Consider the following 25,512-nt stretch of genomic DNA (forward strand, 5'->3'; position numbering starts at 1 on the left):
CGTAAATCATTCACCGGGCAGCTAGTGTTTAGCTACCAGGTTTTGCCCTGTCCGACGCGGCCACCAGCGATGGCCAACTGCGGAAAACATTGCCCCCGCCACCACCACAATTGCCCCGATATAACCAATAAAATTGAGCACGGGTGCAGCAAAAAAGTCGGGCCAGGCAAGTGCCAGTAAATCTGAAAATAGCAGGGTAAACAGCGGAGTCAGCGTCACAATTGCACTGACCTGGGCCGCCTGCCATCTCGCCATCGCTTCCGCTAAGGCGCCATATCCTACTAAGGTATTCGCGCCGCAAAACAACAGACAGGCAAACTGCCAGCCGCTGAGCTGTGAAAGCACCGCCGGGCTGGCCAGCGGGAGCAATGCGATAGAACATAAAGTGTACAGCAAAAACAGGATCTGCGGTGAGGCGAGCTGGCGCAACAATACTTTCTGTGCCACACCATAAATCACCCAAACCGAGGCTGCCCCGACACCAAAAATCACACCCAAAGTGTAATCTGTCAGCCGGGTAAAAATCTCAATCAGGCTGGTATTAAAGAATAATACCAGCCCGAAAATCAGCATAATGGCGCCAATAACCTGCGTGATCCGCATCTTTTCTTTCAGGATAATCACACTCGCAAACATCATACCGACCGGCGAGAGCTGGCCGATAACCTGCGAGGCTGTCGGGCTTAGGAATTGCAAGGAGGAACTAAAAAGTACGAAGTTCCCCAGCAACCCGCACGTTGCGATCAACACTAAAATCAGCCAGCGTGGGCGGCTAAAAATCGCTCTGGGCGGCAATCTGCGTTTAACTGCCAGAATGCACCCCAGCACAATAGCAGCCAGAGAAAACCGATACCAAACCACAGTAAAAGGATCCATTACCACCAGGACCTGCTTCATGGCGATGGGTAAAGAACCCCAGCTCATAGCAGTAATTAGTGCTAACAGAATACCAACAGATGCCTGTGATTTTGTGTCCATATCCCGCCAGAATGGGCTAACCAGAATGTAAAAAGCCCCGCAACGAATTGCGGGGCTTACATCTATTTACTAAGACGCGAAAAACTTATTCAGCTTCGATGCTGATGTACTTACGGTTTTTCGGGCCTTTAACTTCGAACTTGACTTTACCGTCAGCCAAAGCAAACAGAGTGTGGTCCTTGCCGCAACCCACGTTGATACCAGCGTGGAATTTGGTGCCGCGCTGACGAACGATGATGCTGCCTGCCAGTACTGCTTCGCCGCCAAAGCGTTTTACGCCCAGACGTTTAGCTTCTGAATCGCGACCGTTACGTGTGGAGCCGCCAGCCTTTTTGTGTGCCATTGTTCCGCTCTCCTAATCTTAAGCGCTGATGCCGGTGATTTTAACGTCAGTGAACCACTGACGGTGGCCCTGCTGCTTACGATAGTGTTTACGACGACGAAACTTAACGATTTTGACCTTTTCGCCACGACCGTGAGCAACGACTTCAGCTTTGATTACACCGCCAGCAACTAATGGCAGGCCGATGTTAATTTCTTCACCGTTTGCAATCATCAGAACCTGATCGAATTCGATAGCTTCGCCAGTTGCAACGTCCAGCTTCTCGAGACGAATAGTCTGCCCTTCGCTGACACGGTGTTGTTTACCACCACTTTGGAAAACCGCGTACATATAAAACTCCGCTTTCCGCGCACTCAACTTTGTATAGTCCAGAGGGCGCTATAAATATTCACAATAGGGCGCGAATTCTACGCAAAAAATCAGCATAAGACAAGAGCACAATGACGACAAAAGAAGAAAAAAAGCGCAGTTCTTTCGATATCATTTATCTACACTGTTTTTTAAGTACAATCCCCATTACAGTTAGCGCCATGTGCCAATGTGAGCCAGACCTCATTGCGGCGAAGAGAAAAACAGCCGAAAAAACACAATGAACCTAGAACAGATTATCGATCTTACCCAGGATGACATGGCTGCGGTCAACGCATCCATCCTTGAGCAGTTGAATTCAGAGGTTTCTCTCATCAATCAGCTGGGATACTACATCATCAGTGGCGGCGGCAAACGTATCCGTCCGATGATAGCAGTACTGGCAGCCAAAGCACTATCCTACGACGGTGATAAACACATTAAAGTCGCCGCTCTGATTGAGTTCATTCACACCGCGACATTACTGCACGATGACGTAGTTGATGAGTCCGATATGCGCCGTGGAAAAGCCACGGCCAACGCCGCTTTCGGAAACGCCGCCAGCGTGCTGGTCGGTGATTTTATCTACACCCGCGCTTTCCAGATGATGACAGATTTGGAATCACTGCCGGTTCTGGCTCTGATGGCCAAAGCGGTGAATGTGATTGCAGAAGGTGAAGTGCAGCAGCTCATTAACTGCAATGACCCCGACATCACCGAAGAAAGCTACATGCAGGTCATTTATAGCAAAACCGCCCGCCTGTTCGAAGCGGCATCACAATCTTCTGCCATGCTGGCTGGCGGGAACACCGAACAAATCACGGCGTTGCAGGATTATGGTCGCTATTTGGGCACGGCATTCCAGCTGATAGATGATCTGCTCGATTATGACGCCGATGGCGAAACGCTGGGCAAAAATACCGGTGACGACCTCGATGAAGGCAAACCGACCCTGCCTCTGCTGCATGCAATGCAACACGGCGACGCTGAGCAGTCAGCAATGATCCGCAAAGCTATCGAAGAAGGCAACGGACGCCATTTGCTGGAGCCCGTTTTGGCCGCCATGCATCAGTGGGGTTCTCTGGCTTATACTCGTCAGCGTGCTGAAGAGGAAGCTGACAAAGCGATTCAGGCTCTTCAAGTACTGCCTGAATCTGAATACCGCTCCGCGCTTGAAGGTTTGGCGCATCTGGCTGTTAAACGCGATTTCTGATGTTTCATGTTTCCTGACGTGCCTGTCTGCACAGGCGCGTCAGTTCTGGCAAATCTATGAATCGTCAGACTTACGCAGCCTGTTTAGTATTTCCGATACCCCTTCCCTCACGATAAAAGAGATCATCGTTTCGCGCTCAGGCTCCTTGAGTTGCTTATAACTTTCGATCCAGATCGCCAGCGGATCCTGATGTGACGTGTAAACATATTCAGCAGAATGTTCATTCATCGCGAGACTGGCGACGGTATTACCCGGCAGGCTGTCAATGTGATATTCCACTGCACGTCCCTGGACACCACGTCTGCGCCGTTTGATCCAACATAATCTGCGCGCCATGCCGTGCACGCCCTGTGTTGAGGTAGGAAGGCCATCTTTTCCGGTCAGTTCCTTTGCTGCAAACCACTCTTTTTTCATAACGATCCTTGTCTTTCTCATATAATCCAATAAGAAAGGTTGCTGTTATAAATCCATGAGAATTCTGCGGATGCTTTCCCTTTTCGCTGCAAGCCCATTTTAGAGAAGATATTAAAACAGACTATTTAGGAAAACGCCTATTTAACGGAAAGAAGATATTCAATTTTTCGGAATGAGTCTACTGTTGCCGCACAATGTTTCCATGAAATATGTTTATCAACAACAGAATATCTCCCTTGAAAGTCTTTTTTAGAAAGTTATGTAATCAAATTGACAGGCCGCATGCGCAATAAAATAAAAACCCTATAATAAACAATCAATAGTGTCACTTTAACCTTATGTGAAGTGCATATCCTCTTCATCATTCATTAACACAAATCGTTATTTTCTTCTCTTAAATCATTCAGATCTATAATTGCGTTCAAATTATCAACACTTCAATAACGCGTTCGTATTAAATGAACTCGAAATATAGGATAAAAAAAGAGTATCAGGCAAAAAAGCAAACTGAATTTACTTGTTTGTTTTAATTCTAATAAGAATGTATTTTCTTAATCCGAGCAAAAAATATTTTTTAGGAAACATTGATAGGATTGAACTGGACACAACTAAGCAATCATTGAATATATGTTTTCAAAGAAAGTCTTATAAAAGCGATTTAAAAATAAGGAAAATACCATGATGACAAGGAATGATGACTGGCATCAGGCTGATATTATCGCAGCCCTGAGAAAGAAAGGGACGACACTCGCAGCGGTGTCACGATCCGCCGGATTGAGCTCTTCAACGCTTTCTAATGCACTCTCCCGGCCCTGGCCAAAAGGAGAATTGCTCATCGCCGGGGCGCTGGGCGTTCACCCGTCAATTATCTGGCCAAGCCGTTACTTTGATGCCACCACGTTTCAGATCATCGAACGCCGGTGCCGCATTCCCAATGAGCATAAATGATGCCAATAGAGAATGCCGCCGGAGATACCGGCGGCTTCACTTGAGGCTTATCAGTGATTGATAAACTGTTCTCCCAATTCGATATCTTTACGCAGGATATCCAGCATCGAATCCAGTGATTGCTGTTCGAAAGCGCTGAGCTTGCCAATATCAATGAGCTCAGTGATGCCCTTTTTACCCAACAGAACAGGCTGTGCGAAGAAACGGGCATAATCGCCCTTTCCTTCTACATAGGCGCATTCAACAACGTTACTTTCACCTTGCAGGGCACGAACCAGTGAAAGCCCGAAGCGTGCTGCCGCCTGCCCCATAGACAAAGTAGCAGAACCGCCACCCGCTTTGGCTTCGACCACTTCGGTTCCTGCATTCTGAATACGCTTGGTCAGCGCAGCGATTTCACTATCGCTAAATACCACACCAGGCACCTGAGACAATAAAGGAAGAATTGTCACCCCAGAGTGTCCGCCAATCACGGGCACGTCAATTTCCTCAGGCTGCTTACCTTTAAGTTCAGCCACAAATGTGTTCGAGCGGATTGCATCGAGCGTGGTGACGCCGAACAGTTTGTTTTTGTCGTACACACCTGCATTTTTCAAAACTTCGGCAGCAATAGCAACCGTAGTATTGACCGGGTTGGTGATAATACCGATTAATGCGTGCGGACAGGTTTTCGCAACCTGCTGAATCAGATTACGTACAATACCGGCGTTAACATTAAAGAGGTCGGAACGATCCATACCCGGTTTGCGCGCCACACCGGCAGAGATCAAAACGATATCCGCGCCTTCAAGCGCTGGCGTTGCGTCTTCGCCACAGAAGCCTTTAATTTTTACTGCAGTAGGGATATGGCTCAGATCGACGGCGACACCCGGAGTAACAGGTGCGATATCGTATAATGACAGTTCGGAACCGGAAGGTAGCTGGGTCTTGAGCAGAAGCGCGAGGGCCTGACCGATACCGCCCGCAGCACCTAGAACTGCAACTTTCATCCTATACTCCTTTTTTATCACTAACTTATAAGTGTCGTGGAATTATTTTGGGTGTGACCTTAATCACTTATACAGCTAAAAACAATCGCTCAACTGCTGGGAAACTGAGCTTGGTCGTTAAGAAAGTAAAAAAACACCGCTTAGCGCCATTTTTCCGGTCTTTTATGACTTTTTATCGGAAAGCTACACCTTAAAAGTAGCACCACAAAACCCGCCAGGTTAAAAAATGGTTAAATTCAATTCAATGTGAGAGCTGAATCGAGATCATCTGATTAACAGCAATCCGGCGAATCATTCCCCGCGATGCACTATTTCGGCATATTCATGACGTCCAGATGTATACTTCGCCGCTGTCATACCCGTCTGAGTGCACAATTCTTATGTTACGTGCCGACCCCGTGTTGCATAAAAATTCAAATATCTGCATAATCAACAAAACGATGATACAGAGACCAGGGTGCAAAATGCGTAATCCTGCTAAACAGGAAGATTTGATCAAAGCCTTCAAAGCACTGTTGAAGGAAGAGAAATTCAGCTCTCAGGGCGAAATTGTCGTCGCACTTCAGGAAGACGGTTTCGATAATATCAATCAGTCAAAAGTCTCACGGATGCTGACAAAATTCGGCGCGGTGCGGACCCGCAACGCAAAAATGGAGATGGTTTATTGCCTGCCTGCCGAAATCGGCGTGCCGACAACGACCAGCCCACTGAAGAATTTGGTCTTAGATATTGACCATAACGACGCCGTCGTCGTTATCCGCACCAGTCCGGGCGCGGCACAGCTGATCGCGCGCCTGCTTGATTCTCTGGGCAAATCCGAAGGGATACTGGGCACCATTGCCGGCGATGACACAATTTTTACCACGCCCGCACGGGGTTTCAGCGTCAGACAACTTCACGACGCAATCCTCAGTTTGTTTGAACAGGAACTCTGATACGGCGATATATTGCGCTGTTTCCTGCTTCAGTTCTGTGCCTGAGGTCAGAAGAAAATAATTTCTGGCCTCAGCCTTCCTTGCCTTATCCAACTATCAGTTACCCTTCTCTAACGTTATACCGTCGTTTTAAATACACGCCTCACGTCGTTATCCCTGTTAATTCTGTTCACACGAAGCACTTTCCCGTCACATAAACATTTCCATGGTGTGATTGACTGCAAAATTAAGCACAAATAGTCAAATTCACTCAATCCGTTGATTTTACGAAAAATTAACACCAAAAGATCGATTTTCGAGCAATTTTTATTCCTTTTTGTTATTAAAAATTCAAATAGCCCCCACATAACCACCAAAATAACTATTAGCAAACTATTAATATTCCGAGTGACTAGATGTATACTCATTTCCGTGGTGTGAAACACCAGTTGTTGAAAACATAATAAAATCGACGAGGTCAAAATCATGAACGTTAAAACTAAAATTGCAACATTAAGCATTCTATCTGCTCTGTCATTCGGTGCTTTTGCAGCACAACCTGTTTCTCAGGATCAGGCCGCTCATCTTCAGTCACACGGGATGATCAGCGTAAGCGGCGTTGCCGGTGCACCTTCTGATATCCGTCAGGCATTGTCTGATAAAGCGGATGCCAAAGGGGCTAAAGCATTTCGTGTTATCGAAGTGCGTGAAGAAGGTAACTACCACGCTACCGCAGAAATTTACCAATAAACCTGGGTAAATGAAGCGAAGGGGCCTGAATGATTCAGGCCCGCGCAAAGCGCATCAAGACGGATTTGTCTCTGCCATCATCAACGTTCCTCCACGCTTTTCGCGTTGCCGGACTCAGATATTCCAGAACTGATGAATCCAAATCTCAACCGGCGTTGCTCTCTCATTTTTTAACATCAACGTCTATGAAATTAGGAAATTATCATGAAAATCATGACCACTATTGCCGCTCTTAGCCTGCTGTCTGCTGTTTCTTTCGGCGCGTCTGCCGCACAACTGGTTTCTAATCAGCAGGCAGAGAATCTTCAGCCTATGGGCACTATCAGCGTCAGCGGCGTCAATGGCGTCCCGACAGACATTCGCCAGGAGCTGTCCGATAAAGCCGACAGCAAGGGCGCAAAATCTTATCGTGTGATCGAAGCACATAACGACGGTGCTTATCACGCAACCGCAGAAATCTATCAATAAGATTTCTGAGTCAGTCCCTGATACAAAACCACTGCCTGAGTATTTGAATTGGCGTTACCGGGTTTCAACAGCCACATACCAGCGAAAATTAATGCGCTGTTGAGGCTGGGAAGAGAGAAGACACTGCCACTGCCGCTCTCTTGCTAACGTAACCCTCGTCGTCCTGTCCGACGACACCCTTTGGCCCTCAAACTTTTTGAGGGCCTTTTTTTGTCTGCAAATCGCCGCATAGCCAAATCCCAGGCAAAAAAAAGCACAGCCATCGCTGTGCTTTCAGTTTATACGCTGCGGGTATAACTGTTACTGAGCGGCTTCCGCTTTGGCAGCCAGCGCCGTCAATAACTTCCCGTGAATGCCACCAAAACCGCCATTACTCATCACCAGAATATGATCGCCCGGCTGTGAAGCCTTGATCACCATATCGACCAGTGAATCGACGTCCGCACTCCAGTGCGCAGGCTGGATGCAGCGCTCTGCCACTTCAGCAACCTGCCATGGAATATGCTGCGGCTGAAGCAGGAACACTTCATCGGCGCGACCGAGAGAAGGCGCCAGCTCATTTTTGCTCATGCCCATTTTCATGGTATTTGAACGCGGTTCGAGAACAGCCAGAATACGTGCCGTCCCGCCCACTTTGCTGCGCAATGCAGAAAGAGTTGCCAGAATAGCCGTCGGGTGATGCGCAAAATCGTCATACACGCTGACGCCATTTTCAACGCCACGCAGTTCAAGACGGCGACGGGCATTGATAAAATCACCCAGTGCCTTGCAGGCATCTTCAGGTTTCACACCAACATGACGCGCAGCCGCAATCGCCATCAGCGCATTATGCATATTGTGTTCGCCCACCAGATTCCAGTTCACCTGACCGACCACTTCGCCATGAAGATAAACCTCGAAAGCGCTGGCATCTGGTGTCAGTTTTTTTGCATCCCAGGCGCAATTTTCTGCTTCACCGGCAAATTCCTGTTCGCTCCAGCAGCCCATCGCCATCACTTGTTTCAGCGGCGTGTCATGCTCAGGAAGGATAATTTTACCTTTACCTGGCACCAGACGAACAAGGTGGTGGAACTGTTTCTGGATCGCTTTCAGATCATCGAAAATATCCGCGTGATCGAATTCGAGATTGTTCAGGATCAACGTCCGCGGGCTGTAGTGAACGAATTTGGAGCGCTTATCAAAGAACGCGCAGTCATATTCGTCCGCTTCCAGAACCATAAACGGGCTGTTTCCAAGACGAGCAGAAACCTCGAAGTTGCCCGGCACGCCGCCAATGACGTAGCCCGGCTCGTAGCCGCAGGCTTCAAGGATCCACGTAACCATTCCCGCCGTTGTGGTTTTGCCGTGCGTACCCGCGACAGCAATAACCCAGCGCTCCGGCAGAACATGATCGTGCAGCCACTGCGGGCCGGAGACATACGGGATCCCCAGTTCGAGCACGGCTTCGACACACGGGTTTCCGCGCGTCATCGCGTTGCCGATAATTACCAGATCCGGTTGAGGATCTAACTGAGCCGGATCGTAACCCTGGATCAGCGCGATCCCTTGTTTTTCCAACAGCGTACTCATCGGTGGATAAACGTTGTCGTCCGAACCGGTTACCTGATGCCCTTGTGCACGTGCCAGCATCGCCAGCCCGCCCATAAACGTGCCGCAAATCCCAAGAATATGAATGCGCATATATTTTCCATTAATGCCTTTAAGTCAGCCGCTATTCTACCGCTCAGAATCGCCCAGAAGAAATGGATTTGCCTATGATTCGTCCATATATTTGGGCTAAACTGCCCATGCTCTTGTGAAGGTTTTATTAACGAACCGTTATCCATCCTAGATTCAGGGAACGTGTTATGAAAACGTTAGGCGAATTTATTGTTGAAAAACAGCAAGACTTTCCTCATGCAACCGGTGAGCTCACCGCCTTGCTGTCAGCAATAAAACTCGGCGCTAAAATCATTCACCGCGATATCAACAAAGCGGGTCTGGTTGACATTCTCGGCACCAGCGGTGCAGAAAATGTGCAGGGTGAAGTACAGATGAAACTCGATCTGTACGCAAATGAAAAATTGAAAGCGGCGATGAAAGCACGTGGAGAAATTGCCGGTATCGCGTCTGAAGAAGAAGATGAAATTGTCATTTTCGATGGCGAACGTGCTGAAAATGCGAAATACGTTATTTTGATGGATCCGTTAGACGGCTCTTCAAACATTGACGTGAACGTTTCAGTCGGAACCATCTTCTCGATCTACCGCCGGACTTCTCCGCTCGGCCAGCCCGTAACGGAAGCTGACTTCCTGCAACCGGGGAACCGTCAGGTTGCCGCAGGTTACGTGGTTTACGGCTCTTCCACCATGCTGGTTTACACCACCGGCGCAGGCGTTCATGCCTTTACTTATGATCCTTCACTCGGTGTATTCTGCCTCTCTCACGAAAAAGTCCGTTTCCCTGCAAAGGGCAACATGTACTCCATTAATGAAGGCAACTACATCAAATTCCCTCTCGGCGTTAAAAAATACATCAAGTATTGCCAGGAGCAGGATGAAGCGACGCAACGCCCTTACACCTCACGTTATATCGGTTCACTGGTTGCAGATTTCCACCGCAACCTGCTGAAAGGTGGCATCTATATTTATCCGAGCACAGCCAGCCATCCGAACGGAAAACTGCGTTTGTTGTATGAATGCAACCCGATGGCATTCCTGGCCGAACAAGCTGGTGGTAAAGCCAGTGACGGTAAAAACCGCATTCTGGATATCATTCCGCAAAAGCTGCACGAACGCGCGCCGTTCTTCGTCGGTAACAGCTCAATGGTTGAAGATGCAGAACGCTTTATCGCTGAATTCCCCGATGAATAAACCAGTACCCGACTCAAAAATCATCTAAGAATGAACGTGATACCTCTGTAACTTAGCGTTTCTCAAACGCAAAAAGGTGGCTTTTAAAGCCACCTTTTTATTGTCTTCAACGTCACATTCAACGTATTAGTAATGCTCAGCGCGGTTTAGCTTAAACACCGCCATGCTTTCCGCCAGCAGTTGCGCCTGCTCTTCCAGAGAACGCGTGGCCGCCGTGGCCTGCTCGACCAGTGCCGCATTCTGCTGCGCAACCTGATCCATCTGCGTAATCGCCACATTCACCTGTTCGATGCCGTGCGTCTGTTCAGTAGTTGCGATGGAAATTTCACGCATCAGGCTGGTCACCCGCGTTACTTCGCTGGAAATCTCAACCATCGTATCCGCCGCAGATTTCACCATCGCCGAACCTTCGGACACGCGGCTTTCTGAATCTCCGATCAGCTCTTTGATTTCACGGGCGGATTGCGCACTGCGCTGCGCCAGACTGCGAACTTCACCGGCCACCACCGCGAAACCGCGCCCCTGCTCACCGGCGCGGGCGGCTTCCACTGCGGCGTTCAGCGCCAGAATGTTGGTCTGGAATGCAATGCCGTCAATGACGCTGATAATGTCACCGATACGTTTCGAACTGTCGGTAATCCCCTGCATTTTATCCATCACCTGATGGACAACTTCGCTGCCCTTATCGGCAATGACGGAGACGCTTTGCGCCAGCTGATTAGCCTGCTCGGAATTCGCCGCGTTCATGCGCACCGTTGATGTCAGCTGTTCCATACTGGCGGCGGTTTCTTCCAGAGAAGCGGCGGATTCTTCCGTACGTTGCGCCAGATGAACGTTACCGGCGGCCAGTTCGCGGGAGCCTACATCAATCTGATTCCCGGCATCGCGGACGCGCCCGACTGAGAGCACCAGCGAATCCTGCATTTGTTTCATGGCCTTGAGCAGGCGTCCCATTTCATTATTACGTGAATCATCGATTTCATGCGTCAGATCGCCTTTGGCAATGAATTCGAGCTGCGCTATAGAGAAATTCAGCGGATGCATAATAATTTTTTGCAGAGCAAACCAGGCGATCAGCGCAATCGCCAGTGCGATAAGAAAACCGATCACAATCACGGTCACCTGAATGCGGGCATTAGTACGTGCCTGTTCGATTCTCCGGGCCGTATTATCGGTGGCGTACGCCCGGAAATCTGCCAGCGCTTTGTCGTAAGCATTGCTGTACGGCGTGATTTTATTTTCCAGTACGTCGTAATAACCGTCGGCGCTTTGCGCCTGAAGTGCGGCCAGAAGTGGCACCAGGCCGTTAGCCTTATAAGCTTCGTAGCTTTTACTGACCGCCGCCGATAATTCACGGCCCCGCTCGGTGTCATCCTGAATGCTGTTGAATTTCGCCAGATCTGCATCAGCCTGTTTGATGTAACCGGCAATCCGGTCGGTGGTGGATTTGGCGTCGTCCATCATGCCAATTTCAAGCTGACGCACCGCAACACCACTGGCAACACGCGTGCGCAGCGAGAAACTGTAGCTGTCTGCCAGCGATCCCAGTTCATCTCCCTGAAGCTGGTTAATTTTCTGTAGTGAAGTGGCACTTTGCCGGATGGCATTGGCGCCAAGGACACTAACCAGCAACAAAATCAACGTCATCACGACCAGTAAGCCAATCAGACCGGCTTTTACGCTCAACTTATTCAACATACGGTGTTATCCAGCTATTCAGGTGAAAAGGAGAAACTGCGAATGAGGTAGGGATCAGGTTTGCCTGATTTTTTGTATGAATATTGTTATCGGCAATCCACTGAATCTCTTGATAAGAAAAGCAAAAACAGCCAGTTACACGGTAAAGAGGTACATGCGTAATGTTTACTGCCGATTCTGAAGATTTTGCTAATCCTCAGCAGCAGGTCATGCCGGAAAATTGGCAAAGGCGATACGACGAAAAGGGCGGGAAATCACGGGAGAGTTGGCTATAATGTGCGGCACTCTATTCCTGGTTCAATGAAGGAAACCAACAATGAGCTTACTGAACGTGCCGGCAGGCAAAGAACTGCCAGAAGATATCTACGTTGTTATCGAAATCCCGGCAAACGCGGATCCTATCAAATACGAAGTTGATAAAGACACGGGTGCACTGTTCGTAGACCGTTTCATGTCTACCGCAATGTTCTACCCTGCGAACTACGGTTACATCAACCATACCCTGTCTCTGGACGGCGACCCGGTTGACGTACTGGTTCCAACGCCATACCCGCTGCAACCAGGTTCTGTGATCCGCTGCCGTCCTGTTGGCGTTCTGAAAATGACTGACGAATCTGGTGAAGATGCGAAAGTTGTTGCGGTTCCGCACACCAAACTGAGCAAAGAATACGATCACATCAAAGATGTGAACGACCTGCCAGAGCTGCTGCGCGGCCAGATCACTCACTTCTTCGAGCAATACAAAGCGCTGGAAAAAGGCAAATGGGTGAAAGTTGAAGGTTGGGCTGATGCCGCTGCTGCAAAAGCTGAAATCGTGAGCTCCTTCGAGCGCGCTAAAAACAAGTAATTGTTTTCTGCGACACGAAAAAAAACACCGTCCACTGGGCGGTGTTTTTTTATGTATAACGCGTTGGCTAGCAACGACTATTTCTGACGACCTTGCTCAGATTACTCGCTGACCGGTTCGTTACGCTTCACCCAGTCGCCACCCTCAATTCTCGGCACACCATCCAGTGAGCGAATGTAGAGGTAAATCCAGGCACTGCCGTAAGGCGTCGAGATCAGCTCGCGACGGTAATCTTTCGTATTGCTTTTCAGCTCATCCAACTCAGCCATGATTGACGAGTTAATGCGGTAAACTTCGCAATAGACCTTCCCGTCCCCTGGAATGACTGCCGGATAGTGCCCCAGATTATAAAGCGCATACCCTTCCAGCTCATGGTCACCCAACCATTGAGCATTCGTCATCCAATGACTGTTGCCTTGCTTGCGTCGCAGACTACCGTAAACAATTATTCGCATGTTTATATTCGTATAGTAAAAGTCACATGAATTAAAACTCAAACTGATAGAGCAAATCCAATGCCTGATCGATGCCCGATACCGCCTGCAGGTAAAGCTTCGGCATCAACCGATAGCGCAATGTCAGGGTTGCCAGCGAGTCAAATATCCCGACACCATATTTCACCTGTAAACCCGGTAAAACATAGCCACTGACCACGACCTGAGAACTGTCTCCCACGCCCTGAGTATCCAGCGCCAGATTGCTGACGCCAAATGCCTCGCCGATTTTACCCACAAGTTTACCACTTTGCGCAACCCCTAACCCGATAAGAGCTGAGGTCATAGCACCGCTGTCACCTCCAGAATTGTCTAATCCTTGCCCGCGAAGCAGGTAGGACAAGGCTTCCTGCTGCGACATCGCCGGATCTGAGAATATTTCAAGTTTAGGTGCATCTGCCTCGCCGGTAACGCGTAAACCGGCTACAACGTCATTTTCTGTCGCTTCAGGGTTACGGATGGCTTCCAGATTCAGCAGTGGCTGGTCCGCCGGACCGGAGAATAACAGCTGACCTTTGCGCACAATTAAGTCCTGACCGTACGCATGGAAACGCCCGGACGGAATATTAATTTGTCCGTTCAGACCCAACCCGCGGCTGTCCTGAGCCACTTTCAACGCACCTTCTAGACGGGCTTTTAGACCAAACGCGTCCAGACGCACATCCGGGCCGATATTGACCATCAGGTTGCTATTGATCGGAATCGAAGCCGAAACGGGTGCGATCGGCTGACGCTGATCGTTAAGCATCACTTCATCCGACGAAATGCCCACAGCGCTTTCCGGCAGTTCCTGCACGGTAATGCGCGCCCAAGGAATATCGACGGTGCCGTTGAGGGAGAACAATTGCGGCGTGGCATCAAACACCAGGTCCGGCGAAACATCCAGCCGCACCATCGGCGGCACCGAAACGCGGACTTTATTCCCGCGCGCGGCAATACGGGCGCGCCAGGCGTTGATTTCGCTCCAGTCGGCGTTGCCGTTCAGCTCCAGCTGACCCTGAGCGGTTTTGATGACGCCTTCCATAATCGACGACATGCCGTTGAAGTTGATGTTGATATTGGCATCCGTGATATCAAACGGCATAAATTGCCCGTCGAAATCGACGCCTGTCAGCGCCAGTTTGCCGAAGACCTGCGGTTTTTGCGCATCACCGCCCAACCGCAGATTCGCATTCAGGATGCCGGAGGCTTTCTCACCATCCATCAGTGCGGGTTGCAGCAATGCCATAGAAACACGGGCGATATTCACGTTCCCGCTGAGATTACGTTTCCCTTGCGGATCGGCGATCTGGATATTGCCGTCGAGCTGGCCGTTGTGGGTAATTTTGATCAGCCAGTCGAGATTTGCCCGACCATTGTTCAGCCCGGCGTTCAGGTTCAGCGTATCGAACGCGACCGGCAGCGGATTCCCCTGCACCAGTTGCTGTACTTTCACGCCTTTACCCACCAGCGAAACGCTGGCCTGCGGCAGACCGCCTTCGGCTTTCCAGCTCACGTCGGCTTTGCCGCTGAATGTCCCGCTCAGCTGCGTATCGTCAGTGAGGAAAGGTTTGATCATCGCCAGATCAAAGCGGTTCAGCACCACGCTGGCCTGCCCGCTGGCACCGGCATCAATGGTTTTCGGTACGCACAGATCTGCATTCGGATTTTGCCAGCAGTGTGGCCCGACGGTGATGCGCTGCTCTTTATTGAAATAATCCAGCGCGATAGAACGGTTGAGACGCCACTGCCCGACCGGCGTATCAAACGACGTATTGTTGATAGTGCCTTTCCATTCTTCGGTTGCGCGGTCAAAACTGCCGGTCAGCGCCATGCGCCCCGAGACCGGTTTGCCCTCCACTTTCAGCGTCAGCTGATGCTGCTTTTCATTGCCTTTGGCTTCCAGATTGATATCTGAAATATCCAACGCATCCTGCTTAAGTTGCTGGACGCGCACAGCAAGATTGCCCTGAATCTGATCGGTGGAACTGACGTCGCCCTTCACATCCACGCGACGCACCGTCAGCGCCTGCCATTTCAGGCCGGTGGCAGTCAGATCGGCCAGCAACTTCGGCGCTTTCAAATCACCGCGCAGTTGCAGCATCCCTTTCATCACGCCGCCCAGCCCCGGCAATGCGCCATCAAGATGCGGCGCATCCACTTTAGCGTCCAGATTCCAGGTGTCGCTGAGCTTGCCTTTCACGTCCAGATTATTGCGCCCCAGCTCAAGGTGCAGCTGTGGAATATCCCACTGCCCGTAGCTGTTTCCGCGTACGTTGCCCTGCGCTTTGACCGCGTTTTGTTTGACGTTACCGGTCAGATCCAGCACCGGAACCTGCATCTGCCACGTGCCGCCATACAGGCTGCCGCGCGTGGTAATTTTACCCTGCAACTTCGCAGGCCAGTCCGGCCACTGTCTGGCGGTGTTAATCCCCGTCAGTTTCAGTTCACTGTTCCAGCTTATTGCTTTGCTCCAGTCGACCACGCCGGTCAGGTCTGTATTGCCTTCCAGCGCCGCCAGGCGCAGCAACGTCAGTTTGAATTGCTCCACGTTCCCTTTACCGTCAACGGTCAGCGTGGCGGGCGGGATCTGATCGCCTTTGAAATCAGAACGCAGCGAAAGCGCATAATCCGTCGCTTTACCGCTGAAATTCAGTTTGAAGCCTTTCACCTGATACTGCGGCGTGCCGGTCAGCGGCCACTGCAATGCATCGCTGCTGAGTTTCAGATCCAGCGGCAGTCCGGCTTCCGCCAGCTGAGTCTGCAACGCCAGTTGGGCACGCACCGGGCCGGAAAGGTTCAGCCCCACATCAAGCTTGTCGCGCAGCCCCCCGGCAATTTTAAGTTTGATCTTCTCGCCTTTGAGCGGATCGAGATTCACGGCGGTATTAACCGTCATATCCACCGGCCAGTTTTGATTCAGCGTTGCCTGCCCGATGCCGTCCAGCGAACCCTGTGGCGAACGCACCTGCAATTTATCGAGCTTAACGATCTGATTTTGCGTACTGGCTTTCAGTTCGAAACGGGTGATGAGCACATCGGTGTCACCGGTCAGACGCAGGTTTTCACCGAGAATTTGCTGAATATCGAGATCGACCGGCAGACGGAAATCCGGTAATTCAGGCAGCAGCGGTTTGGCAAACAGCTCCTGTAAAGTCTCACCCAGTGGTTTTTCAGGCACCATAACGGCCGGTTCTGCCGGTTTTCCGGTAGCCTTTTCGACCGCTTTGTCCTGCGCCGCCTGAACAACTTCCGGTAACGGATTGACCGGCGTTTTCGGCAAGGCAATCAGCAACCCGCCGATATGCGTTGGCATCAGCTGAATCGCCCGCCCTTCCCAGTGCGCGCCGGTGCGGAATGACGCCAGAGAAATCGCCCGGTCATCGAGCGTCACGTTGATATTATCCAGCGTCAGCACGCGCAGCGTAATCGGATAGGGCGTGCTGAGATTGGTCAGCGGCTCGCTGTTTTCTGGCTGAGGTTGCTCCGCCGCCGGCGTCATTTCTTTGGTGTTCACCACCACATTGACGTCCTTCACGCGGAGCGCGTTAACGCACAGCGCGCTGTTTTTCAGGCACGAAAAATCGAGCGAAAGATGGAATTCTCCCGCTTTCACGTCAACGCCCGGCATTTCGTAATGCACACCTTTAAGGGTCAGATCGCGCCATCCGCCTTCGGTGCTGGCGATATTCAGCCCCGGCACGAAGCGGTTCGCGCCATTGATCATCAGATGCAGACCGGTTTGCGTACCGACTAAAAACGCCACCAGACTGATGATCAGCAGCAGGAAGATCAGGAAACCCAGGCAGATTTTCTTAAATACACTCATAATTCCGGACCTAAACCGATGTAGAACTGCAATCCATGCTCATCTTTGTCGCCAACGGGGGCGGCAACGTCTAATTTCACCGGGCCGATCGGTGAAGCCCAGCGCACGCCTACGCCCGCACCGGTTTTAAAATCATTTTGCGTGATGTCGTTCACCGCTTCGCCGGAATCTACAAACACCGCACCCCACCATTTTCCGGTCACGTTGTACTGATATTCCACCGAACCGGTGCCCAGATACGAGGCGCCGGTCAGTTTGCCGTCATCATCGCGCGGGGAAATGGATTTGTATTTGTAACCACGAATGCTGCGGTCACCACCGGCAAAGAATCGCAGGGACGGCGGCACGCGCTCGAAGTCATTGGTTTCAATCCAGCCCAGATTGCCGCGGAATACGAAACGATGTTTTTCAGCCAGCGTCCGGATCCAGACGTTCTGCGCCTGAATCACGGCGAAATCGACGTCCGAGCCCCAGGTCGTATCCGAGACATCCAGAGAATAACGTTGGGAATCGCCCCAGGTCGGCATCAGTCCGCCGCGCTGACGCGTACGGTTCAGGCTCACACCCGGATAAATCAGCATCGTCGTGTTAGTGACGCTGCCTTGGGTAAAGTGGTCGAGGCTCCAGCGCAGGTTAACAGCGTGCTGCCAGCCGCTGGACAAATCCCAGTAACGGGCCAGATTCACCGTGGTGGAATCGGAGTTGGTGTCGTTCAGGTCTTCACGTTTGAAGCCGCCCTGAACCAGGTAATACTGTTCGAGCGGCGATTTCAGCAGCGGAATTTTATAGCTGAGATCCAGCGATTGTTCAGGGCCGGAGAGCGTCGTGGAAGTTTCAAAGCTCTGACCGCGATCGTTAACCCACGGTTTTTTCCAGTTAGCCGTCAGACGCGGACCGATATCCGTGGAAAAACCGACACCGGTTTCGATCGTATTTTCGGTACGCGGTGACACCAGCGCATTCAGCGGCAGCGTTTTTGTGGCTTTGGCATCAGTAAAATCTGGTGACACAACGACCGAGTTAAACCATCCCGTGGCGGACAGGCGGCGGTTAAGCTCAGCCAGTTGCGCAGACGTGTAATAATCACCCGGCTTAAATGGCACCAGATTTTGCAAATATTCATCGCGGATTTGCGAGCCCTGATAATGAACGCCGCCAAAGCGATAGCGGTCACCGCTGTCGAACTGGATATCCCAGAACGCTTTGTGTTCATCTTCAATCACGCCCAGCTGGCTTTTGCGCATATTGGCATCGAAGTACCCTTTGCGCACGGCCTCGCCGGTCAGAGAACTTTTAAAACTGTCGTAGGTGCCGTGGTTCAGAATGGTGCCTACCGCAGGAACCTGCTCTTTCTTCAGTTTCTCAAACTCATCATCTTTGGCCGCCTGACCTTCAATAACGACATTCGTGCCAGCGATTTTTACCGGCGTACCCGGCGTCACTTTGGCAATCAATACCGGGCGGCCCGGCGGAGGGGTTTCGCGGTAATCGAAATCGATTGTTGGCGAATAATAGCCTAATGGCCGCAACCCCTGCTCAATGGCGGCGCTGACACGCGCGCGAAACCGCCCGTTAGCCCCGACTTCATCACTTTGAATTGAAGATAAGCGAACGCGAACGTTCCTTTCCAAATCGCCATCCAGGCCTTCCAGCTGCAAACGCACTTTCGCTGCCATGGAGAGTGAGGGGGCCAGCAGTACACATAACAAACCCAGTTCACGATATCGTGGCACACGCACTCCTGCTAATTTTGCTGTCCTGTTAAAAAATTCGTTACCCGCCGGGGCGTATCTGTTCGTTTCTGGCAGATTCATCTTTCCAAAGTCAGATGACAGCATTTTAGTGCTAATACCCTGAAAATGTTCAACGACGAAGCAACGTTCCCCGTATTGTGTGCAAAGACGCAATCAGATACAACTAAGAGTGGCCTGTTGGTCACTGATATTCACTAAGACCTTTAGTTACAAACCTTGTTCATTAAAGCAACAACTGGAGTTTTCCGTGGTGCAACTTTCCGATAAAGCGCAACCCGTCAGTCATGAGGATGCGTTACCTGGCCGTACAACCCCGATGCCGGTTGCAACGATTCACGCAGTAAACGGCCATTCAATGACGCATGTGCCTGATAATATGGAAGTCGCCATCTTTGCGATGGGCTGCTTCTGGGGCGTTGAGCGTTTATTCTGGCAGCAGAATGGGGTTTACAGCACAGCCTCCGGTTACAGCGGCGGTTTCACACCGAACCCGACTTACCGCGAAGTATGTACCGGCCAGACTGGCCACGCCGAAGTCGTCCGCGTGGTGTTTGATCCGGCAGTTATCAGCTACGCGAAGTTGCTGCAAATCTTCTGGGAGAATCACGATCCGGCTCAGGGGATGCGTCAGGGCGGCGATATCGGGACACAATATCGCTCTGCATTGTATGTGCTGAGCGCAGACCAGCAGGATCAGGCGCTGGCCAGCCTGGCGAGTTTCCAGCAGGCGATGGATGAAGCGAACGATAAGCGCACCATCACCACAGAAATTGCTGAAGCCCTGCCGTTCTATTATGCAGAAGACGATCATCAGCAATATCTGTATAAAAACCCGGAAGGCTATTGCGGATTAGGCGGCATCGGCGTCTGTTTACCGCCGCAATAATGCGGGATTTTTAAGCGCTGGCGGCAGTCTCAGTGCTGCTGCTATACTATGCGGGTCACAAATGTGGCCCTTTAAAACTATTTCTGGCAATTATCTTTGTTTTTCATCCTTACGCTTTTTTCTTATGAACTGCTTTTTACGGCTTCATTTAAAAAGATGTTCTTTTAAGCAACAAAAATAATGAGAGCCTTTCCCTGCCGGTTTACCCCGGTGTTAAACGGATAGATTATGTTAAACAGTATTTTACTGATTCTTTTACTCATCGCGATCAGTGCATTTTTCTCGCTGTCAGAGATATCGCTGGCAGCTTCCCGCAAAATCAAACTTAAACAGTTGGCAGACGAAGGAGACGTCAATGCCGCACGCGTAATGAAATTACAGGAAACCCCTGGCCTGTTCTTTACGGTGGTTCAGATTGGCCTGAATGCCGTCGCCATCCTCGGTGGTATCGTCGGTGATGCCGCGTTCTCCCCCGCTTTCCAAACTTTCTTTGTTCGCTTTATGTCGCCTGAACTGGCGGATCAAATCAGTTTCATCTGCTCATTCGCACTGGTCACCAGCCTGTTTATTCTGTTTGCTGACCTTACGCCGAAGCGCATCGGTATGATTTCACCTGAGTCGGTTGCCGTCCGTATAGTCAACCCGATGCGTTTCTGTCTGATGATTTGCCGCCCGATGGTCTGGTTCTTTAACGGCATGGCAAACATGATTTTCCGTTTGTTCAAACTGCCGATGGTTCGTAATGACGATATTACGACAGACGACATTTATGCCGTGTTTGAAGCCGGTGCGCTGGCTGGCGTGCTGCGTAAACAGGAACATGAGTTGATTGAAAACGTGTTTGAACTCGAATCGCGTACCGTTCCGTCGTCCATGACCTCGCGTGAAAGCGTGATCTATTTTGACCTTCGCGAAAGCGAAGAAAGTATTAAAGAGAAAATCGCCACGCATCCACATTCCAAATTCCTGGTTTGCGATGGTCATATCGATCAGGTCGTCGGCTATGTCGATTCCAAAGATTTACTGAACCGCGTGCTGGGCAATCAGAGCCTGATGCTGAGCAGCGGCGTGCAAATCCGTAATGCGCTGATTGTGCCGGATACCCTGACGCTTTCCGAAGCGCTGGAAAGCTTCAAAGCGGCAGGCGAAGATTTCGCGGTGATCCTCAACGAATACGCGCTGGTCGTGGGTATTATCACGCTCAATGACGTGATGACGACGCTGATGGGCGACCTTGTCGGTCAGGGCATGGAAGAGCAGATTGTGGCCCGTGACGAGCATTCATGGCTGATTGAAGGCGGTACGCCAATTGAAGATGTCATGCGCGTGCTGCATATCGAAGAATTCCCGCAGTCCGGCAACTATGAAACCATTGGCGGCTTCATGATGTTCATGCTGCGTAAAATTCCAAAGCGTACGGATTTCGTGAAATTCGCTGGTTATAAATTTGAAGTCGTGGATATCGACAGCTACAAAATTGATCAGCTGCTGGTGACACGGATTATCGATCAGCCTGCTGCTCCTTTGCTGCCAAAAACACCGCAGGAAATTAAAGACGAGAAGAAGGCACAGGCGTAACGCCATCCGTTCTTTGTTCTCCGGAAAGACAAACGGCCCCAAAAGGGGCCGTTATTGTTTGCGCAAGCTGCTCGCAAAAGGCGGCAGCGACAACGCGCAGGGCTGTCAGCCCATTTCCGCCTGCAGGTGCGTCACCTGGCGGTTAACTTCAGACATCACGCTGAAATGGCGCTTATCCCGGACCTTTGGCAACAGGATTTTGCCTTGGTCAAACTCGAACGCGCCGACGTCTTTAATATACAAACGCCCACGAAACAGTGTCTTGACGTACTTTGCGACTTTCATCGGATTGTAACGCTGGAAGATTCTCATTTTTCTACTTTTCTCCGTTAAATCACTGCATGCACCAGCCACGTCGCAAGGCGACAGATACTGGGGCAGAAAAAGGTCGATTGCAGTGAAGAGACCTATAACATAGCAGGGCAGTCAGGTATTGCCAGTGTATTTAACTGCTTTTACATTGCTTTTCAGTATTGTCCTAAGTCTTGACGCTAAATGGCAGTATAACCCTGCTTTATGTGGCAATTTTGTAACCTGCAACACAAATTTAACAACCCAACAGGACAGACCACTTGGGCGATCCTATGATGGAGTGGACTGTTCATTTGCGCCCCGGAGAATCTATGCTTTTAAGAAGTCTTTTTGTGATCACTTTTATGACATTTTCGCTTTTTGCTTCCGCTCATAATTTTACCGTCGGCCAGCGCGTGGCTCCTGTTGGCGTAGACGATAAAGGCGAGCTTAGTGACGTCAATGACCAGTTCAGCTACAGCAAATGGAACAGCGCGAAATTGCCGGGCAAAGTCCGCATCGTGCAGCACATGGCGGGCAGAAGCAGCGCCAAAGCGCTCAATGAACCGCTGATCACCGCCATCCGCGCCGCAAATTTGCCGCACGATCGTTACCAGACCACCACTATCGTTAACACTGACGACGCAATCATCGGCACAGGCCTGTTCGTGCGTAAAAGCATTGAAAGCGGCAAGCGTGAATTCCCGTGGTCACAGGTGATTGTCGACAGCAACGGAGCAGTGAAAAAAGCATGGGAACTGCAACCGGAAAGTTCGGCGGTCGTCGTGCTGGATAAAAATGGCGTGATCAAATTTGCCAAAGACGGGCAACTGACGCCGCAGGAAGTGCAGCAGGTGATTACGCTGGTAGATCAGCTGGTGAAAGAGTAATGAAGAAAACCCCGGCGTGAAACCGGGGTTTTTGTATCAGAAGAGAGAAACCCGGAAGCCCGGATTCAGGAAAGACTCACGCGGCGTATACGTCAGCGTCTGCCCTTTCCAGTCATGCACCTGCGCACCGGCGGCCAGCGCCACGGCGTGTCCTGCGCCAGTATCCCAGATATTGGTCGGCCCGAAGCGTGGATAAAGCTGCGCAGAACCTTCGGCCACCAGACAGAATTTCAGCGATGAGCCGATAGCCACGGTCTGATGTTCGCCCAGCTGCGCCAGATAATCCTGCAATTCCGGGTCATTACTGAAATGTGAGCGACTCACAACCACCAGCGGCGGATGCGCTTCGAGCACCTGAATCTGCCGGCGCTCGCCCTGGTCTTCCTTCCACGCCTTGCCTTCGGCTGCGCTGTACATCACTCGGGTTACCGGCACATACACCACGCCCAGCACCGGAACACCGTCTTCGATCAGCGCGATATTCACAGTGAATTCACCGTTACGCTTCAGGAATTCTTTGGTGCCATCCAGCGGATCGACCAGCCAGTAGCGCGTCCATGTCTGACGCTCGCTCCAGCTTTGCGGATCCTCTTCCGACAACATCGGCGTTTGCGGATCCAGCTTTTGCAAACCGGCCTTAATCACGTTATGCGCCGCAATATCGGCCGCCGTGACCGGGGAATCGTCTTTTTTATGACGCGCATCGAGCGGCTGCTCGCCGTCATAGACCGCCATAATGGCGTCGCCCGCCTCGCGCGCTAACTGACAAATTTGTTCTAACATCGTTTACCTCAATGCTTTGATTCTCATTTCTCAAGCCTAGTTTTTTTTACCGTGAATAGCCATCCCGTAATGTTACCGGGCCAGCGTAATGACGGTTTAAAGACGTCATAAAGTTGTTACAACTCACATTTATTTATGGCAACTGGTTACAGTCTCAGCAAATTTTGAGATACATATCCGGTTTTTCTTTTCCGGGCGTCGCCCGTTCTCTGGAGGCAAGGCAATGAATAAGCGTCATCTGACGTTATCCCTGTTGGCTACGCTGGTCGCAACATCTGCGGGCGCGGCACAGGTGGATCTGCGCATCATGGAAACCACGGATCTGCACAGCAACATGATGGACTTCGATTACTACAAAGATAAACCGACGGACAAATTCGGGCTGGTGCGCACCGCCAGCCTGATCCACGCGGCGCGTAACGAAGTGACCAACTCTGTGTTAGTCGATAATGGCGACATCATTCAGGGCAGCCCGCTGGGCGACTACATGGCATCAAAAGGGCTGAAACAGGGCGATGTTCATCCCGTTTATCTGGCCATGAACACGCTGGATTACGCGGTCGGTAACCTGGGGAATCACGAATTCAACTATGGTCTGGATTACCTGAAAAAAGCGCTGGCCGGGGCGAAATTCCCGTACGTGAATGCCAACGTCATTGACGACAAAACCGGTAAGCCGTTGTTCACACCTTTCCTGATAACCGATAACGCAGTCAAAGACCGCGACGGCAAAACGCATAATCTGCGCATCGGTTATATCGGGTTCGTACCTCCGCAAATCATGGTCTGGGACAAGGCTAATTTGCAAGGCAAAGTGACGGTCGCCGATATCACCGAAACCGCGAAAAAGTGGATCCCGGAGATGCGTAAACAGGGCGCCGACATCATTGTCGCCATTCCGCACTCCGGCCTGTCGGGCGATCCGTATAAAACGATGGCCGAGAACTCGGTGTATTACCTGAGCCAGGTGAAAGGCATAGACGCCATTATGTTCGGTCACGCGCATGCTGTTTTCCCCAGCGAAGAGTTTGCCAATATCAAAGGCGCTGACATCAAACAGGGGACGCTGAATGGCATTCCTGCGGTGATGCCGGGCATGTGGGGCGACCATCTGGGCGTGGTGGATATGGTTTTAAATAACGACGGCAACGGCTGGAAAGTTGAAACCGCGAAGGCCGAAGCGCGCCCGATTTATGATAAGGTGCAGAAGAAATCGCTGGCCGCTGAAGATCAGGAGCTGGTGAAAGTCCTCGCGCATTCTCACGATGCCACACGCGAATTTGTCAGCAAGCCGATCGGCAAATCTAATGACAACATGTACAGCTATCTGGCCCTGGTTCAGGATGACCCGACCGTGCAAATCGTCAATAATGCGCAGAAGGCCTATACCGAGCATTTCATTCAGGGTGATCCGGATTTAGCGAATCTGCCGGTATTATCCGCTGCAGCACCGTTCAAAGTGGGCGGGCGTAAAAACGATCCGACCAGCTATGTTGAAGTGGAAAAAGGTGAGCTGACCTTCCGTAATGCGGCAGATTTATACCTGTATCCGAATACGCTGGTGGTGATGAAAGTCACCGGTCAGGAAGTGAAAGACTGGCTGGAATGCTCTGCGGGTCAGTTTAATCAGATTGACGTGAACAGCACTAAACCGCAGTCGCTGATCAACTGGGACGGATTCCGTACCTATAACTTCGACGTGATCGATGGCGTGAATTATCAGATTGATGTCAGCCAGCCGGCGAAATATGACGGCGAATGTACGCTCATCAACAAAGATGCTGAGCGCATTAAAAACCTGACGTTTAACGGTAAGCCTATCAATCTGAAAGCGACATTCCTGGTTGCCACAAACAACTACCGTGCCTACGGCGGAAAATTTGCGGGCACCGGCGATAAACATATTGCCTTCGCTTCGCCGGATGAGAACCGTTCTGTAGTGGCTGCATACATCGGCGCAGAAACCAAAAAGCACGGTGCCGTTACGCCAACGGGGGACAACAACTGGAAGCTGGCAACAATTAAAGCGCCGCAGCCGCTGGATATCCGCTTCGAGACATCGCCGGGCGACAAAGCCGCAGCCTTCATCAAATCTCACGCGCAATATCCGGTCACCGCCAAAGGCACGGACGATATTGGCTTCGAGGTTTATCAGGTCGATTTGCAAAAATAGCCCTTCACTCAACGCTCCTCCGGGGGCGTTTTTTCTTTCTGTACTTCTTTTGAGCTATAGCCTTGCCTTAAAGATGCATTTATAATGCATGTT

Annotated in this window: 23 protein-coding genes; 11 read left to right on the forward strand and 12 right to left on the reverse strand. The window is 50.9% G+C overall.

All coding sequences use genetic code 11. The annotated features are described in order from the left end of the window. Positions 1–21: 21 nt before the first annotated feature. From M2403_RS13740 to rplU, 3 genes are all read right to left on the reverse strand, one after another. A complete protein-coding gene (locus M2403_RS13740; protein ID WP_165058858.1) occupies positions 22–978 on the reverse strand; it encodes a DMT family transporter in 957 nt (318 codons plus the stop codon). An 85-nt stretch (positions 979–1,063) separates the two neighbouring features. Continuing rightward, complete coding sequence (gene rpmA / locus M2403_RS13745; protein WP_013573805.1) at positions 1,064–1,321, reverse strand: 50S ribosomal protein L27; 258 nt, start codon at positions 1,319–1,321, stop codon at positions 1,064–1,066. Between the two features lie 18 nt (positions 1,322–1,339). Then, entirely contained in the window at positions 1,340–1,651 is a 312-nt protein-coding gene (gene rplU / locus M2403_RS13750; protein WP_013573804.1) for a 50S ribosomal protein L21, read from the reverse strand. A gap of 259 nt (positions 1,652–1,910) precedes the next feature. Here rplU and ispB point away from each other — a divergent pair, with 259 nt between their 5' ends. After that, the gene (gene ispB, locus M2403_RS13755) at positions 1,911–2,882 is read left to right on the forward strand and encodes an octaprenyl diphosphate synthase (protein WP_152325297.1); all 972 of its coding nucleotides are present in this window, start codon (positions 1,911–1,913) and stop codon (positions 2,880–2,882) included. Between the two features lie 54 nt (positions 2,883–2,936). Here the strand turns inward: ispB and M2403_RS13760 are convergent, their stop codons facing one another. Continuing rightward, positions 2,937–3,296: a DNA-binding protein gene (locus M2403_RS13760; protein WP_152325298.1), complete on the reverse strand. Its 360-nt coding sequence runs from the start codon at positions 3,294–3,296 to the stop codon at positions 2,937–2,939. Positions 3,297–3,974: 678 nt separating this feature from the next. On the opposite strand from M2403_RS13760, the gene M2403_RS13765 reads away from it, so the two are divergent. Further along, complete coding sequence (locus tag M2403_RS13765) at positions 3,975–4,244, forward strand: helix-turn-helix transcriptional regulator (protein ID WP_152325299.1); 270 nt, start codon at positions 3,975–3,977, stop codon at positions 4,242–4,244. Positions 4,245–4,294: 50 nt separating this feature from the next. Here the strand turns inward: M2403_RS13765 and mdh are convergent, their stop codons facing one another. Beyond that, entirely contained in the window at positions 4,295–5,233 is a 939-nt protein-coding gene (gene mdh / locus M2403_RS13770) for a malate dehydrogenase (protein WP_152325300.1), read from the reverse strand. 464 nt (positions 5,234–5,697) lie between these two features. On the opposite strand from mdh, the gene argR reads away from it, so the two are divergent. From argR to yhcN (M2403_RS13785), 3 genes are all read left to right on the forward strand, one after another. Then, the gene (argR, locus tag M2403_RS13775; protein ID WP_152325301.1) at positions 5,698–6,168 is read left to right on the forward strand and encodes a transcriptional regulator ArgR; all 471 of its coding nucleotides are present in this window, start codon (positions 5,698–5,700) and stop codon (positions 6,166–6,168) included. A 465-nt stretch (positions 6,169–6,633) separates the two neighbouring features. Further along, on the forward strand, positions 6,634–6,897 hold the full coding sequence (gene yhcN, locus M2403_RS13780; protein WP_152325302.1) for a peroxide/acid stress response protein YhcN: 264 nt from the start codon (positions 6,634–6,636) through the stop codon (positions 6,895–6,897). 204 nt (positions 6,898–7,101) lie between these two features. Further along, the gene (yhcN, locus tag M2403_RS13785) at positions 7,102–7,365 is read left to right on the forward strand and encodes a peroxide/acid stress response protein YhcN (protein WP_152325303.1); all 264 of its coding nucleotides are present in this window, start codon (positions 7,102–7,104) and stop codon (positions 7,363–7,365) included. Between the two features lie 300 nt (positions 7,366–7,665). On the opposite strand, the gene mpl is transcribed toward yhcN (M2403_RS13785), so the two are convergent. Beyond that, positions 7,666–9,045: a UDP-N-acetylmuramate:L-alanyl-gamma-D-glutamyl-meso-diaminopimelate ligase gene (gene mpl, locus M2403_RS13790; RefSeq protein ID WP_152325304.1), complete on the reverse strand. Its 1,380-nt coding sequence runs from the start codon at positions 9,043–9,045 to the stop codon at positions 7,666–7,668. Positions 9,046–9,212: 167 nt separating this feature from the next. Here mpl and fbp point away from each other — a divergent pair, with 167 nt between their 5' ends. After that, the gene (gene fbp / locus M2403_RS13795; RefSeq protein ID WP_152325305.1) at positions 9,213–10,217 is read left to right on the forward strand and encodes a class 1 fructose-bisphosphatase; all 1,005 of its coding nucleotides are present in this window, start codon (positions 9,213–9,215) and stop codon (positions 10,215–10,217) included. A gap of 126 nt (positions 10,218–10,343) precedes the next feature. Here fbp and M2403_RS13800 read toward each other — a convergent pair whose 3' ends face one another. Then, entirely contained in the window at positions 10,344–11,915 is a 1,572-nt protein-coding gene (locus tag M2403_RS13800; protein WP_152325306.1) for a methyl-accepting chemotaxis protein, read from the reverse strand. A 316-nt stretch (positions 11,916–12,231) separates the two neighbouring features. On the opposite strand from M2403_RS13800, the gene ppa reads away from it, so the two are divergent. Next, the gene (gene ppa / locus M2403_RS13805; RefSeq protein WP_152325307.1) at positions 12,232–12,762 is read left to right on the forward strand and encodes an inorganic diphosphatase; all 531 of its coding nucleotides are present in this window, start codon (positions 12,232–12,234) and stop codon (positions 12,760–12,762) included. Positions 12,763–12,863: 101 nt separating this feature from the next. On the opposite strand, the gene M2403_RS13810 is transcribed toward ppa, so the two are convergent. Genes M2403_RS13810 through M2403_RS13820 form a run of 3 tightly spaced genes read right to left on the reverse strand, consistent with a single transcriptional unit; the run spans position 12,864 to position 18,740 of the window. After that, positions 12,864–13,217 carry a gamma-glutamylcyclotransferase gene (locus tag M2403_RS13810; RefSeq protein ID WP_104923512.1) on the reverse strand — a complete coding sequence of 118 codons (354 nt, stop codon included), beginning with the start codon at positions 13,215–13,217 and terminating at the stop codon, positions 12,864–12,866. A gap of 31 nt (positions 13,218–13,248) precedes the next feature. Continuing rightward, positions 13,249–17,064, reverse strand: a complete 3,816-nt coding sequence (locus M2403_RS13815) for a translocation/assembly module TamB domain-containing protein (RefSeq protein ID WP_259229553.1) — start codon at positions 17,062–17,064, stop codon at positions 13,249–13,251. Next, positions 17,061–18,740 (reverse strand): autotransporter assembly complex family protein, encoded by a 1,680-nt coding sequence (locus M2403_RS13820; protein ID WP_229893307.1) that lies wholly within the window; start codon positions 18,738–18,740, stop codon positions 17,061–17,063. The genes M2403_RS13815 and M2403_RS13820 overlap by 4 nt, the downstream gene beginning before the upstream one ends. Before the next feature lie 325 nt (positions 18,741–19,065). On the opposite strand from M2403_RS13820, the gene msrA reads away from it, so the two are divergent. After that, the gene (gene msrA, locus M2403_RS13825; protein ID WP_165058849.1) at positions 19,066–19,704 is read left to right on the forward strand and encodes a peptide-methionine (S)-S-oxide reductase MsrA; all 639 of its coding nucleotides are present in this window, start codon (positions 19,066–19,068) and stop codon (positions 19,702–19,704) included. 228 nt (positions 19,705–19,932) lie between these two features. Continuing rightward, positions 19,933–21,282, forward strand: a complete 1,350-nt coding sequence (locus M2403_RS13830) for a hemolysin family protein (RefSeq protein ID WP_152325310.1) — start codon at positions 19,933–19,935, stop codon at positions 21,280–21,282. A 105-nt stretch (positions 21,283–21,387) separates the two neighbouring features. Here M2403_RS13830 and M2403_RS13835 read toward each other — a convergent pair whose 3' ends face one another. After that, positions 21,388–21,594, reverse strand: coding sequence for a DUF1107 domain-containing protein (locus tag M2403_RS13835; protein ID WP_013573785.1), 207 nt, complete (start codon positions 21,592–21,594; stop codon positions 21,388–21,390). 311 nt (positions 21,595–21,905) lie between these two features. On the opposite strand from M2403_RS13835, the gene M2403_RS13840 reads away from it, so the two are divergent. Next, positions 21,906–22,463: a YtfJ family protein gene (locus tag M2403_RS13840; protein WP_217153817.1), complete on the forward strand. Its 558-nt coding sequence runs from the start codon at positions 21,906–21,908 to the stop codon at positions 22,461–22,463. A 36-nt stretch (positions 22,464–22,499) separates the two neighbouring features. On the opposite strand, the gene cysQ is transcribed toward M2403_RS13840, so the two are convergent. Then, on the reverse strand, positions 22,500–23,246 hold the full coding sequence (gene cysQ / locus M2403_RS13845; protein WP_152325312.1) for a 3'(2'),5'-bisphosphate nucleotidase CysQ: 747 nt from the start codon (positions 23,244–23,246) through the stop codon (positions 22,500–22,502). A 223-nt stretch (positions 23,247–23,469) separates the two neighbouring features. Between cysQ and M2403_RS13850 the strand changes: the two genes are divergently transcribed. Next, complete coding sequence (locus M2403_RS13850) at positions 23,470–25,419, forward strand: bifunctional 2',3'-cyclic-nucleotide 2'-phosphodiesterase/3'-nucleotidase (protein WP_259229559.1); 1,950 nt, start codon at positions 23,470–23,472, stop codon at positions 25,417–25,419. Positions 25,420–25,512: the final 93 nt, after the last annotated feature.

The sequence above is a fragment of the Rahnella sp. BIGb0603 genome (genome assembly GCF_024808755.1).
Taxonomy (GTDB): domain Bacteria; phylum Pseudomonadota; class Gammaproteobacteria; order Enterobacterales; family Enterobacteriaceae; genus Rahnella; species Rahnella contaminans.

Bases quoted from the DNA above. Each gene is read 5' to 3' on its own strand.
- M2403_RS13810 (WP_104923512.1), bottom strand. From the start codon at position 13,217: ATGCGAATAATTGTTTACGGTAGTCTGCGACGCAAGCAAGGCAACAGT.
- M2403_RS13830 (WP_152325310.1), top strand. From the start codon at position 19,933: ATGTTAAACAGTATTTTACTGATTCTTTTACTCATCGCGATCAGTGCA.
- M2403_RS13740 (WP_165058858.1), bottom strand. From the start codon at position 978: ATGGACACAAAATCACAGGCATCTGTTGGTATTCTGTTAGCACTAATT.
- yhcN (WP_152325302.1), top strand. From the start codon at position 6,634: ATGAACGTTAAAACTAAAATTGCAACATTAAGCATTCTATCTGCTCTG.
- M2403_RS13765 (WP_152325299.1), top strand. From the start codon at position 3,975: ATGATGACAAGGAATGATGACTGGCATCAGGCTGATATTATCGCAGCC.
- M2403_RS13815 (WP_259229553.1), bottom strand. From the start codon at position 17,064: ATGAGTGTATTTAAGAAAATCTGCCTGGGTTTCCTGATCTTCCTGCTG.
- cysQ (WP_152325312.1), bottom strand. From the start codon at position 23,246: ATGTTAGAACAAATTTGTCAGTTAGCGCGCGAGGCGGGCGACGCCATT.
- M2403_RS13760 (WP_152325298.1), bottom strand. From the start codon at position 3,296: ATGAAAAAAGAGTGGTTTGCAGCAAAGGAACTGACCGGAAAAGATGGC.
- fbp (WP_152325305.1), top strand. From the start codon at position 9,213: ATGAAAACGTTAGGCGAATTTATTGTTGAAAAACAGCAAGACTTTCCT.
- mdh (WP_152325300.1), bottom strand. From the start codon at position 5,233: ATGAAAGTTGCAGTTCTAGGTGCTGCGGGCGGTATCGGTCAGGCCCTC.
- ppa (WP_152325307.1), top strand. From the start codon at position 12,232: ATGAGCTTACTGAACGTGCCGGCAGGCAAAGAACTGCCAGAAGATATC.
- M2403_RS13850 (WP_259229559.1), top strand. From the start codon at position 23,470: ATGAATAAGCGTCATCTGACGTTATCCCTGTTGGCTACGCTGGTCGCA.
- M2403_RS13800 (WP_152325306.1), bottom strand. From the start codon at position 11,915: ATGTTGAATAAGTTGAGCGTAAAAGCCGGTCTGATTGGCTTACTGGTC.
- M2403_RS13840 (WP_217153817.1), top strand. From the start codon at position 21,906: ATGCTTTTAAGAAGTCTTTTTGTGATCACTTTTATGACATTTTCGCTT.
- M2403_RS13820 (WP_229893307.1), bottom strand. From the start codon at position 18,740: ATGGCAGCGAAAGTGCGTTTGCAGCTGGAAGGCCTGGATGGCGATTTG.
- rplU (WP_013573804.1), bottom strand. From the start codon at position 1,651: ATGTACGCGGTTTTCCAAAGTGGTGGTAAACAACACCGTGTCAGCGAA.
- yhcN (WP_152325303.1), top strand. From the start codon at position 7,102: ATGAAAATCATGACCACTATTGCCGCTCTTAGCCTGCTGTCTGCTGTT.
- rpmA (WP_013573805.1), bottom strand. From the start codon at position 1,321: ATGGCACACAAAAAGGCTGGCGGCTCCACACGTAACGGTCGCGATTCA.
- mpl (WP_152325304.1), bottom strand. From the start codon at position 9,045: ATGCGCATTCATATTCTTGGGATTTGCGGCACGTTTATGGGCGGGCTG.
- ispB (WP_152325297.1), top strand. From the start codon at position 1,911: ATGAACCTAGAACAGATTATCGATCTTACCCAGGATGACATGGCTGCG.
- M2403_RS13835 (WP_013573785.1), bottom strand. From the start codon at position 21,594: ATGAGAATCTTCCAGCGTTACAATCCGATGAAAGTCGCAAAGTACGTC.
- argR (WP_152325301.1), top strand. From the start codon at position 5,698: ATGCGTAATCCTGCTAAACAGGAAGATTTGATCAAAGCCTTCAAAGCA.